Genomic DNA, 11,240 nt, shown 5'->3' with positions numbered 1-11,240 from the left:
CTCACGCTCCCGTGGCGACGAGGAGGACGGCGACCGCCAGGACGACGGTGCCGGCGAGCAGCGCGCTCACATAGGTCTGCACATTGCCGGTCTGCGCCCGCCGTACGGCGGCCCCGAGCAGCTGGGGCAGCGCGGCGGCGCCGTGTACGTAGGTGTCGACGACCTCGCGGTCGAGGAACCGGACGAGACTCGCCCCGGCCTGGACCGGGCGGACGAACAGCGCCCGGTAGACGGCGTCCAGGTGGAAGCCGGCGGCCGCGTGCCGGTGCAGCGGGCCGAGCAGCAGCCGTGACGGGTCCGCCGGGTCGGGGGCGTAGGCGATGTCGCCGTAGGCCGGCTCGTGGGTGGCGATGGCCTCGGCCTCGACCAGTCCGGCGTCCTCCTCCGGGTGGGCGGCGACCGCGCCCAGCGGGGTCCGGGCGGCGAGGGCGGTGGTGCGCTGCCGGCAGCCGTAGGTGAGCAGCCCGCCGACCAGCGCCAGGCCCGTGCCGAGGACCGAGGTGAGCAGGGTCGGGGTCAGGTCGCGGCCGTCGAACCAGTCGGGCAGCGCGCGGTAGGCGAGCCCGCCGAGAGCGAGGGAGGGGATCGCGAGCACCCAGAGCACCACGGTCATCGTCAGCGGCTGGCGGCCGTGGTCGGGGGCCTCGGCGCCCCGGCCGCGGAAGGCGAGCAGCCACAGCCGGGTGGCGTACGCGGCGGTGAGCAGGGCGGTGACCAGACCGGCGACGAGGACGATCCACCCGGCGGCGCCGGGAGCGTGCTCGGTGTGGCCGGAGGTCACGTGCTCGGCGGCGCCGAGGACGGACTCCTTCGAGAAGAAGCCGCTGAAGGGCGGGATCGCGGCGAGCGCGAGCAGCGCCACGGTCATCGTCCAGTAGGCGTCCGGGATGCGGTCGCGCAGGCCGTGCATGCGGGACATGGCGGCCAGCGAGTTGGTGCCGGCGGCGTGGATGATCACGCCGGCCGCGAGGAACAGCAGCGCCTTGAAGGCGCCGTGGGACAGGAGGTGGAAGACGGCGGCACCGCGGTCGCCGACGGCGAGGGCGCCGGTCATGTAGCCGAGCTGGCCGATCGTCGAGTAGGCGAGGACGCGCTTGATGTCGTCCTGGGCGAGCGCGGCGAGACCGGAGCCGGCCATGGTGACGGCGGCCATGACGGCGAGGACCACCATGGCGGCCTGGGAGGCCTCGAAGAGCGGGAGGAGACGGGCGATGAAGTAGACACCGGCGGCGACCATCGTCGCGGCGTGGATCAGCGCCGAGACGGGCGTCGGGCCCGCCATCGCGTCCGGGAGCCAGGTGTGCAGCGGGAACTGCGCCGACTTGCCCGCGACACCGGCGAGCAGCAGCAGGGCGATCACCGTCGGGTGGTCGATGCCGCCGCTCGCGACGGCGCCGAGGACACGGGTGACGCGGAACGACCCGGCGTCGGCGGCGAGCGCGAACAGGCCGATGAGGAACGGCACGTCGCCGAGCTTGGTGACCAGGAAGGCCTTCAGAGAGGCGGCGCGGGCCTCGGGGGTCTCCCAGTAGTGGCCGACCAGGAAGTAGGAGCAGATGCCCATGACTTCCCAGCCGACCAGCAGCACGATCAGGTCGCCGGAGTAGACGACCAGGAGCATCGCGGAGGTGAACAGGGAGACGAGAGCGGCGTACGAGGGGTAGCGCGGGTCGTCCCGCAGGTAGCCGGTGGAGTAGATCTGCACGCAGGCCGCGACGAACGCGACCAGGACGGCGACGAGCGCGGCGAAGCCGTCGATGTGCAGCGCCAGTTCGATCGGGACGGACCCGGTGGGCGTCAGCTCGGTGTGGGCGTCCACGGCCGCCCCGCCGCCCTGGCGTACGGCGACCAGCGCGGCCAGGACCAGCGAGGCCAGCGGGGGCAGCACGGCGAGCGGGCGGACGAACCCGGGCGCGGTGCGGCCGAGCAGCAGGCCCGCCGCGGCGCCCAGGAACGGCAGGAGGGGGACGAGGGCGGCGAGGGTGGTCGTGGTCACGCGGCGGCCTCAGCCTTCTCGGCCGCCGAGGTGCCGGGGCCCTCGGTGTCGGGGCCGCCGGTCTCGGGGCCCTCGGCGGTGTCGCGGAGCTTGTCGATGTCGGAGGTGCCGCGGTTGCGGTAGACGGCGAGCACGATCGCCAGGCCGATGCCGATCTCGGCGGCGGCGATGGCGATGGTGAACAGCGTCAGCGCCTGGCCGGAGTGCAGGGTGTCCTTCGCGGCACGGCTGAGCCAGACGTCGAAGGCGACCAGGTTGAGGTTGACGGCGTTGAACATCAGCTCGACCGACATCAGGACCAGGATCGCGTTGCGGCGGGCGAGGACGCCGTACAGACCGGTGCAGAAGAGGAGGGCGGAGAGTACGGCGGGGTAGGCGAGGTGCATCAGCGGACGCCTTCCTTCCCGGGGACCGCGGGGGCGGCGGCCGCGTCCGCCTTGGCCTTGCGGGACAGCACGATCGCGCCGACCAGCGCGGCCAGGAGCAGCACGGACAGGGCCTCGAACGGCAGCACCCAGTGCCGGAACAGGCTGGCGCCGGTGACCTCGGTGGTGCCGGCGGCCGGGCCGTCCAGGTCGATCCAGGTGGTCCGGAACGCGTCGACGACCACCCACACCAGGGCGACGGCGGCGGCGACCGCGACCGTGAGGGCGGCCCAGCGGTTGCCGGAGTCGGCGTCCGGGGAGCGGCCGATGGGGGCCTTGGTGAGCATGAGACCGAACAGGAGGAGGACGACGACGGAGCCGACGTAGATCAGGACCTGCACCCAGGCGATGAACTCGGCCGTGAGCAGCAGGTACTCCACGGCGAGACCGCCGAGCGCGACCACCAGCCACAGCGCGGCGTGCACCAGCTGCCGGGTGGTGACCGTGACCAGCGCGGCGCCGAGGGTGACCAGGCCGACGAGCAGGAACGCGATCTCGACGCCGGTCGGGGACAGGAAGCCGTGCGGGTCGGCGGCGGCCACGGTGGCCGTTGCGGCGGCGAGGGTCACGACTCCCCCTCCCGCTGCTCGGCCGGCTCGGCCTGGGCGGCGGCCAGCTTCTCGGCGGTCTTGCGGGCGGCGGCGATCTCCTTGGGTTCCTCCGCACCGGGGTCCAGGGCTGGCGGGGCGGGCACGGTCCACATCCACTCGCGGAGCTTGTCCCGCTCGTGGGTGAGGTCGCGGATGTCGGTCTCGGCGTACTCGAACTCCGGGGACCAGAACAGCGCGTCGAAAGGACAGACCTCGATGCAGATACCGCAGTACATGCACAGGGAGAAGTCGATCGCGAACCGGTCGAGGACGTTGCGGCTGCGTTCCCGGCCGCCGGGGGCGGCGGGCGGGACCGTCTCCTTGTGGGAGTCGATGTAGATGCACCAGTCCGGGCACTCGCGGGCGCACAGCATGCAGACCGTGCAGTTCTCCTCGAACAGGCCGATCACGCCACGGGTGCGGGGCGGGAGTTCGGGCAGGGTGTCCGGGTACTGCTCGGTGACGTGCTTCCTCGTCATCGTGCGGAGGGTGACGGCCAGGCCCTTGGCGAGGCCGGTGCCAGGAAGGGGGGCCATGGTTAGCTGATCACCACCTTGACGATGCCGGTGAGGGCGATCTGGGCGAGGGAGAGGGGGACGAGGAGGGTCCAGGAGAGCTTCTGGAGCTGGTCCTCGCGCAGCCGCGGGTAGGTGACCCGGAGCCAGATGACCAGGAAGGCGAGGATCGCGGTCTTCAGCAGGGTCCAGACCCAGCCGAGGCCGTCGGCGCCCCACGGGCCGTGCCAGCCGCCCAGGAAGAGGACGGTGGTCAGGCCGCACAGGACGACGATGCCCGCGTACTCGGCGAGCAGGAACAGGGCGAAGCGCAGGCCGGTGTACTCGGTGTACGCGCCGAAGATGATCTCCGAGTCGGCGACCGGCATGTCGAACGGCGGGCGTTGCAGCTCCGCGAGTCCGGCGACGAAGAAGACGATGGCGCCGACGATCTGCCAGGGCAGCCACCACCAGTGGAAGGCGTGCACGATGCCGGGCAGGGAGACCGTGCCCGCCGCCATCGCCACCGAGGCAGCCGCCAGCAGCATCGGGAGTTCGTAGGCGAGCAGCTGGGCGGCCGTGCGCAGGCCGCCGAGGAGGGAGAACTTGTTGGCGCTGGCCCAGCCGGCCATCAGCGAGCCGAGCACGCCGACGCCCATCACCGCGAGCACGAAGAACACACCGGCGTCCAGCACCTGGCCGACGGCGCCCTCGCTCGGGCCGATGGGGACGGCGAGCAGGACCAGGAGGTACGGCAACAGGGCTACGGCGGGGGCCAGCTGGAAGACGCGGCGGTCCGCGCCCGCCGGGACCACGTCCTCCTTCTGCGCGAACTTCACGCCGTCCGCGATGAGCTGGGCCCAGCCGTGGAAGCCGCCCGCGTACATCGGGCCGAGCCGGCCCTGCATGTGGGCCATCACCTTGTGCTCGGTCTGGCCGACGATCAGCGGGAAGGTCAGGAAGACGACGAAGACGACCAGGAGTCGCAGGGCGACGTCCAACGCGCCGTTCACTGCGGGCCTCCTGCTTGGTCGTCGGGGGGTGCGGGGGTGGTGGGGTCGTCGGGGGTGGTGGGGGCCTCGGGGGCTGCGGGGGTGGCCGGGTTGTCGCCTGTGGTCGGGTGTTCCGGGGCGCCGGGGCGCGGCTTGGGGGCGGGTGCCTGACCCGGCTCCGGTGCCTGCTCCTCGTTCGACGCCGACTCCGAATCGGACTGCGGCTCCGATTCCGACTGCGATTCCGGCTCCGACCGCGACTCCGACACCGGCTGCGGCTCCGACACCGGCTCTGACTCCGGTTCTGCGAACGCCGGGCGGGCGTGGTGCCACGGGGCGTCGGAGCTGCGCGGGGCGGTGCTCCGGCGGGCGGGGCGGGGGGCGCCTGCCGGTCCCGCCGGCTCTCCCGGTTCCGTCCGCTGTGCCGGCCCTGCCGGTTCCGCAGACTCCGTCGGCTGCGTCGAGGTCGGCTCCGGCGTCGCCTGTGCCCGCTGTGAGGCCGAGCCCTGCGAGGCGCTGCGTGCGCGGCGCGGCCGGGCGGCGGGTGAGGGCGCCGGACCGGGCTCGTGCGCCACCGAGGCCTCGGAGGCCGGTCCCTCCGTCGGCCCTTCCGCCGCCGCCTGGGTGGCGTCACCCTCGGTCGCGGCCTGCTTGCGCGTCGCCGCGTCCTCGTCCCGCGCCGCCGCCTGGCTCACCGAGCCCTCGCCGGCGCTCCGCATCCGACGCGGCCGACCGGGACCACCGGCACCGGCACCGGCACCGGCACCGGCACCGGCACCGGCACCGGCAACAGCTTCGCCGGGCCCACCTGCGGCAGCCGCCTGGCTGGCCGAGCCTTCCGACGCCGAGCGGGTGCGCCGTACCGGACGCTCCCCCGCCGCGCCTCCCGCCGCGCGTCCCGCCGCCGCTCTGGCCGGGCGGGTCGGGGCAGGTGGGAGCTGGCCCTTCAGGGGGCCCCACTCGTTGGGGTCGGGCACGCCGGGGGGCAGCATCTGGCGGCGTTTGGGGCCGCCGTGTTCGGACTCGCCGGGTTCCTTCGCGCCCGGCCAGGCCTTGGCGACGCGAGCGGCGAGGACGAAGTCCTTGCGAAGCGGGTGGCCCTCGAAGTTCTCGGGGAGCAGGAGGTGCTCCAGCCCCGGGTGGCCCTCGAAGACGACGCCGAACATCTCGTGGGTCTCGCGCTCGTGCCAGGCGGCGCCCGCGTAGACGCCGACGGCGGAGGGCAGGGCCGGGGCGTCGTGCGGCACCGTCGTGCGCACGAGGAGCCGGCGGACCGGGTGCAGGGCGACGACGTGCGCGGAGACCCGGAAGCCGATGCCCGGCTCGTCGACCGCGCTCAGCCAGTCGAAGTAGGTGCAGGACAGGGTCGTACGGGCCGTCTCCAGGGCGGTGAGCCAGGCGGACGGCGGGACGTCCACGGTCAGCACCTCGTACGACTCCTCGGCCGTGGCCTCCGTGCCGAAGAGTTCCTCCGCGGGGGCGGGCAGCCAGCCGGCGGCCGTGCTCATCGCGCACCCCCTTCACCGGCCGGCGCCGGCGGTTGCACCAGGCCGCTCTGGAGGGCGGCGGCGGACGGACGGGCGGGCCCGTTGCCGTACCGCTCCTCCAGCGACTCGCGGGCGATCTTCTCCTGGAGCTTGAGGATGCCCTGGAGCAGCGCCTCGGGGCGTGGCGGGCAGCCGGGGACGTAGACGTCCACCGGGATGATCTGGTCGACGCCCTTGGTGACGGAGTAGGAGTCCCAGTAGGGGCCGCCGCAGTTGGAGCAGGCGCCGAAGGAGATGACGTACTTGGGTTCCGGCATCTGCTCGTACAGGCGCTTGACCGCCGGGGCCATCTTGTCCGTCACCGTGCCCGAGACCACCATCAGGTCGGCCTGGCGGGGGCCCGGCGCGAACGGGATCACGCCGAGCCGGATGAAGTCGTGGCGGGCCATCGACGCGGCGATGAACTCGATCGCGCAGCAGGCGAGGCCGAAGTTGAACACCCAGAGCGAGTAGCGGCGGCCCCAGTTCAGGACCACCTTCATCGGCTCGGGCGCCAGGCGGGCGAGCGCGCCGAGCCTCTTGGGCTCAGGCAGGTACACGGCGTCCGGGTTCACGTCCATGTCAGGACGCCCTTCTTGTATGCGTACAGCAGGCCGACGGCGAGGAAGCCGAGGAAGATGAACATCTCCACCAGGGTCGTCGCGCCGTAGCCGGGCGCGGCGAAGACCGTCGCCCAGGGGAACAGGAAGATCGAGTCGACGGCGAAGATCACGTACAGGAAGGCGTAGACGTAGTAGCGGACCTGGGTGTGGGCCCAGCCCTCGCCGACGGGGTCGACGCCGCACTCGTAGGTCAGGAGTTTCTCCGGTGTCGGCACGACCGGGCGCAGCAGGCGGCCCGCGCCGAAGGCGACCGCGACGAAGAGCACGCCGATGAGGGCGAGCAGTCCGACCACCGAGTAGGACCGGAAGTAGCCGGCCGCGACGACGTTCGCCGCGGCGTACGACGAGTCCGCCAACGTCTCCCGCACCGTCCGTCCCTCGCTCCCTGACCTCGTGAACCTAGTGAGTTAGTGAACTCTGTGACCCCCCGTGATTCGAGGGTCTGTACGCACGGGAGTCTAGGCCCTGATAAAGAACCGGTAAGCAGCCCGTCATGTCGTGAGACAGCCGGTACCCGTGATGGGGTGGGGTTTTCCCCCGGCGGCGGAGGGCGGCGTACCGCATGGCGTCGACGGTGCCGCGCACGGCAGGCTGATCAGCATGACCGCTCCCAGCCCCGCCGCCGACCGGACCGACGGCCCCGACGAACGTGACGGCCACGACGGACACGACGGCCCGCACCGGCTGCCGCCGCCCCGGCCGGCCTATGACGCGCACACCTGGAAGGAGATCGCGTATCTCCTGCTGAACCTGCCGGTGGCGCTGTTCGGGTTCACGTACGCCGTCACCGTGCTGGTGGCCGGCGGCACCCTCACCCTCACCGTGATCGGTCTCCCGCTGCTCGCGCTGTCCCTGCTGGGCGCCCGGCAGCTGGGCAAGCTGGAACGGGCCCGGGCCCGGAAGTTGCTCGGGGTACGGGTGGAGGAGCCGACACCGCTGCCGCTCGCCAAGGGCGGGGGGCCGGTGCAGCGGCTGTGGATGGCGCTGAAGGACCCGGTGGGCTGGCGGACGCTGCTGTACGACGCGATCCGGCTGCCCTGGGGCATCCTCACCTTCTGCACGGTGCTGACCTCGCTGTTCGTGCTGTGGCCGGTGCTGCCGTACCTCGCGCGGGGCATGGCGAACCTGGACCGGGCGATGGTGCGCGGGCTGCTGTCGCCCTCGGACGAGCTGGAGCGCCGGATCGCCGAGCTGGAGTCCGACCGCGGGATCGTGGTGGACACGGCGGCGGCGGATCTGCGCCGGATCGAACGGGATCTGCACGACGGGGCCCAGGCGCGGCTGGTGAACCTGGCCATGGGGCTGGGCCTCGCCAAGGAGAAGCTGCTGGAGGACCCCGACACGGCGGCGGCGATGGTGGCGGAGGCGCACGGCGAGGTGAAGCTGGCCCTCCAGGAGCTGCGTGACCTCGCCCGGGGCATCCACCCGGCCGTGCTCACCGACCGCGGCCTGGACGCGGCCCTGTCGGCGGTCGCCTCCCGCTGCACGGTGCCGGTGACGGTGACCGTGGACCTGCCGGCCCGGCCGGCGGCGGCCATCGAGGGCATCGCCTACTTCACCGTCTCCGAGCTGCTCCAGAACATCAGCAAGCACAGCGGGGCCCGGACCGCCTCCGTCGACGTCTGGCGTACGGAGGAGCGGCTGCTCGTCCAGGTCCGGGACGACGGCCGGGGCGGCGCCCGGCTGGACGGGGGCAGCGGGATGCGGGGTCTGGCGGACCGGCTGGGCGCGGTGGACGGCCTGTTCGTGGTCGACTCCCCCGCGGGCGGCCCGACGGTGGTCACGGCGGAACTGCCCTGGCGGGACCGGCAGGAGTAATAGCCCCGGCAGGAGTAACAGCCCTCGCCCTGCCCGCATGGCCGACCGCCGTGGCGCCACGCGCGCGCGTGCCGTCGAAAAGCCGCACGCGCGCGTACGCCTGGGAAAACCTCACGCGCGCGTGGAGCGCACACATCGACGGCTCCTCCTGCGGCCCTGCGGCTGAGCGCAGCGCCGGGGTGGGGAAAACCCCCCGCTCAAGACGCCGACGGACTCCATACCCCGGGAACGCCCGGCGGACGACCCTGGATGTACGGCTGGAACCGCCGCCGGAACGAGGAGAACGGGACGACACCGATGGTCACGGAGTACGGACAGGGGTACGCCACCCGAAGCGAGCCGCGGCACCGGCTGCCCGCCGCGCTGCGGGCGCCCGTCGAGGCGCGCAGCTGGCGCGAGTTCGGCTACGTGCTGCTGAGCCTGCCGGTGGCGACCGTCCTGTTCAGCTGGACGGTGACGATGGTCGCGCTCGGCGCGGGCCTGCTGGTCACGTTCCTCGGCATCCCGGTGCTGGCGGCGGCGCTGGCCGGCTGCCGGGGCTTCGGCGTGCTGGAGCGGGCGCGGGCGCGCGGCCTGCTCGGCCTGGAGGTGGCCGACCCGGAGCCGCTGCGGCTGCGCAAGCCGGGGGCGGCGGCCTGGATGGGCGCGATGCTCAAGAGCGGCGCCTCCTGGCGGCACGCGCTGTACGCGCTGGTGCAGTTCCCGTGGGCGGTCTTCTCGTTCTCGGTGGCGGTGACCTTCTGGTCCTGCGGCTGGGCGCTGCTGAGCTATCCGCTGTGGTTCTGGGTGTTCCCGGCGTACGCCGGCGAGGGCGGGATCCAGCTGTACGGCGACGCGCACCACAGCGTCTACCTCGACAACCCCTTCGAGATCACCGTGACCGCCCTGATCGGGCTGGTGTTCACGCTGGCCACGCCCTGGCTCGTACGGGCCCTGACGACCGTGGACGGGCTGCTCGTGCGCGGTCTGCTCGGGCCGTCGCCGCTGTCGGCGCGGGTGGTGGAGCTGGAGTCGGACCGGGGAGCCGTGGTGGACACGGCCGCCGCCGATCTGCGGCGCATCGAGCGGGACCTGCACGACGGGGCGCAGGCCCGGCTGGTGAACCTGGCGATGGACCTGGGGCTGGCCAAGGAGAAGCTGCGGGAGGACCCGCGCACGGCGGCGCGGATGGTGGAGGAGGCGCACGGCGAGGTGAAGACGGCCCTCCAGGAGCTGCGCGACCTCGCCCGGGGCATCCACCCTGCCGTGCTCACCGACCGCGGCCTGGACGCGGCCCTGTCGGCGGTCGCCTCCCGCTGCGCGGTGCCGGTGAGGGTCGAGGTCGATCTGCCCGCCCGGCCGGCGCCCGCCATCGAGGGCATCGCCTACTTCACCGTCTCCGAGCTGCTCCAGAACATCAGCAAGCACAGCGGGGCCCGGACCGCCTCCGTCGACGTCTGGCGTACCGAGGACCGGCTGATGCTCCAGGTGACCGACGACGGCGTGGGCGGCGCCGACACCTCCCGGGGCTCCGGGCTGGCCGGTCTCGCCGCCCGCCTGGACGCGGTGGACGGCATCCTCGTGGTGGACTCCCCGGCGGGCGGCCCCACCCGGGTGATCGCGGAACTGCCCTGGCGCGGATGAACGCCCGAACGGCTCAGCGCCGGAGCGGCTGAGCACCTGAGCACCTGAGCGGCCGGAACGCCGTGGAAACACGCCGAAGCCCTGAGAACACCCCCGCACGCCCCGGCCCCGCCCCCGGGATTCCCCCGGTATTCCCCTGGGTCCGGCGGTGTTCGGGCGGGATTGCTGGAATGCTGGACCCGTTGAGGACGCCCCGGGCGGACGGCGTCGCGGGGGATCGGGCTGTGGGGGGCCGGAAGATCGTGGAGGACAGGGTGCGGGTGGTCATCGCCGAGGATTCAGTGCTGCTGCGGGAGGGCCTGACCCGGCTGCTGACCGACCGCGGGCATGACGTCGTGGCGGGCGTCGGCGACGCGGACGCGCTGCTGAAGACCATCTCCGAGCTGGACGAGCGGGGCGAGCTGCCCGACGTGGTGGTGGCGGACGTACGGATGCCGCCGACGCACACCGACGAGGGCGTCCGGGCGGCCGTACTGCTGCGCCGGCTGCACCCCGGGCTCGGGGTGCTGGTGCTGTCGCAGTACGTCGAGGAGCGCTACGCCACCGAACTGCTGGCCGGTTCCAGCCGGGGCGTCGGCTATCTGCTCAAGGACCGGGTGGCGGACGTCCGGGAGTTCGTGGACGCGGTGGTGCGGGTCGCCGACGGCGGTACGGCGCTGGACCCGGAGGTGGTCGCGCAGTTGCTCGGCCGCAGCCGCAAGCAGGACGTGCTGGCGGGGCTGACGCCCCGGGAGCGCGAGGTGCTGGGGCTGATGGCGGAGGGGCGGACGAACTCAGCGATCGCCCGGCAGCTGGTGGTCAGCGACGGGGCCGTGGAGAAGCACGTCAGCAACATCTTCCTGAAGCTCGGCCTGGCCCCGAGCGAGGGCGACCACCGGCGGGTTCTGGCCGTTCTCACCTATCTGAACTCCTAGCCGGCCCTGCCTGACTGCTGGCCGGCGGTCCGGTGTCAGCCTCCCGTCAGCGCCGCGTCAGCCTCTCCCGCTTCGGTTGAGGCGGGTACCCGGGAGGAAGACCCGGAGCGACCCGTTAGGGGGCGGCCGGGGGTCCGGACGGGAGCCGCAGGAGAGAACCTGTACACGCGCGGGGAGCGCCTTGACCGGCGCTTCGGCGATGCGGGACATGATGTGCACACAGCGCGACAGGCCGTCTC

11 protein-coding genes are annotated in these 11,240 nt (G+C 73.1%); 3 read left to right on the top strand and 8 right to left on the bottom strand.

Annotation, left to right across the window (positions count from 1 at the left end):
• Position 1: 1 nt before the first annotated feature.
• The 8 genes from ACZ4WH_RS00550 to ACZ4WH_RS00515 are packed head-to-tail and all read right to left on the bottom strand — an operon-like array spanning position 2 to position 7,014.
• Entirely contained in the window at positions 2-1,996 is a 1,995-nt protein-coding gene (locus ACZ4WH_RS00550) for an NADH-quinone oxidoreductase subunit 5 family protein (protein ID WP_468174749.1), read from the bottom strand.
• On the bottom strand, positions 1,993-2,382 hold the full coding sequence (gene nuoK / locus ACZ4WH_RS00545) for an NADH-quinone oxidoreductase subunit NuoK (RefSeq protein ID WP_468174746.1): 390 nt from the start codon (positions 2,380-2,382) through the stop codon (positions 1,993-1,995). Before nuoK ends, ACZ4WH_RS00550 begins: the two co-directional genes overlap by 4 nt.
• Positions 2,382-2,990, bottom strand: coding sequence for an NADH-quinone oxidoreductase subunit J family protein (locus ACZ4WH_RS00540; RefSeq protein ID WP_468174743.1), 609 nt, complete (start codon positions 2,988-2,990; stop codon positions 2,382-2,384). The genes nuoK and ACZ4WH_RS00540 overlap by 1 nt, the downstream gene beginning before the upstream one ends.
• Entirely contained in the window at positions 2,987-3,547 is a 561-nt protein-coding gene (locus ACZ4WH_RS00535; RefSeq protein ID WP_468174740.1) for a NuoI/complex I 23 kDa subunit family protein, read from the bottom strand. The genes ACZ4WH_RS00540 and ACZ4WH_RS00535 overlap by 4 nt, the downstream gene beginning before the upstream one ends.
• A 2-nt stretch (positions 3,548-3,549) precedes the next feature.
• Positions 3,550-4,518 carry a complex I subunit 1/NuoH family protein gene (locus ACZ4WH_RS00530; protein WP_468174737.1) on the bottom strand — a complete coding sequence of 323 codons (969 nt, stop codon included), beginning with the start codon at positions 4,516-4,518 and terminating at the stop codon, positions 3,550-3,552.
• Positions 4,515-6,005, bottom strand: a complete 1,491-nt coding sequence (locus ACZ4WH_RS00525; protein WP_468174734.1) for an NADH-quinone oxidoreductase subunit C — start codon at positions 6,003-6,005, stop codon at positions 4,515-4,517. Before ACZ4WH_RS00525 ends, ACZ4WH_RS00530 begins: the two co-directional genes overlap by 4 nt.
• Complete coding sequence (locus tag ACZ4WH_RS00520) at positions 6,002-6,604, bottom strand: NADH-quinone oxidoreductase subunit B (protein ID WP_468174731.1); 603 nt, start codon at positions 6,602-6,604, stop codon at positions 6,002-6,004. The genes ACZ4WH_RS00525 and ACZ4WH_RS00520 overlap by 4 nt, the downstream gene beginning before the upstream one ends.
• On the bottom strand, positions 6,595-7,014 hold the full coding sequence (locus ACZ4WH_RS00515) for an NADH-quinone oxidoreductase subunit A (RefSeq protein ID WP_468174728.1): 420 nt from the start codon (positions 7,012-7,014) through the stop codon (positions 6,595-6,597). The genes ACZ4WH_RS00520 and ACZ4WH_RS00515 overlap by 10 nt, the downstream gene beginning before the upstream one ends.
• 232 nt (positions 7,015-7,246) lie before the next feature.
• Here ACZ4WH_RS00515 and ACZ4WH_RS00510 point away from each other — a divergent pair, with 232 nt between their 5' ends.
• The 3 genes from ACZ4WH_RS00510 to ACZ4WH_RS00500 all read left to right on the top strand — a co-directional run bounded on the left by ACZ4WH_RS00510 (position 7,247) and on the right by ACZ4WH_RS00500 (position 11,001).
• Positions 7,247-8,464 (top strand): sensor histidine kinase, encoded by a 1,218-nt coding sequence (locus ACZ4WH_RS00510; RefSeq protein WP_468174725.1) that lies wholly within the window; start codon positions 7,247-7,249, stop codon positions 8,462-8,464.
• A gap of 297 nt (positions 8,465-8,761) precedes the next feature.
• Positions 8,762-10,087 (top strand): sensor histidine kinase, encoded by a 1,326-nt coding sequence (locus ACZ4WH_RS00505; RefSeq protein ID WP_468175531.1) that lies wholly within the window; start codon positions 8,762-8,764, stop codon positions 10,085-10,087.
• A gap of 242 nt (positions 10,088-10,329) precedes the next feature.
• Complete coding sequence (locus tag ACZ4WH_RS00500; protein WP_468175528.1) at positions 10,330-11,001, top strand: LuxR C-terminal-related transcriptional regulator; 672 nt, start codon at positions 10,330-10,332, stop codon at positions 10,999-11,001.
• Positions 11,002-11,240: the final 239 nt, after the last annotated feature.

This window comes from Streptomyces sp. NPDC029138, assembly GCF_055564375.1.
The sequence above is the reverse complement of the archived record's forward strand: the minus strand, read 5'-3'. Positions and strand labels throughout refer to the sequence as shown.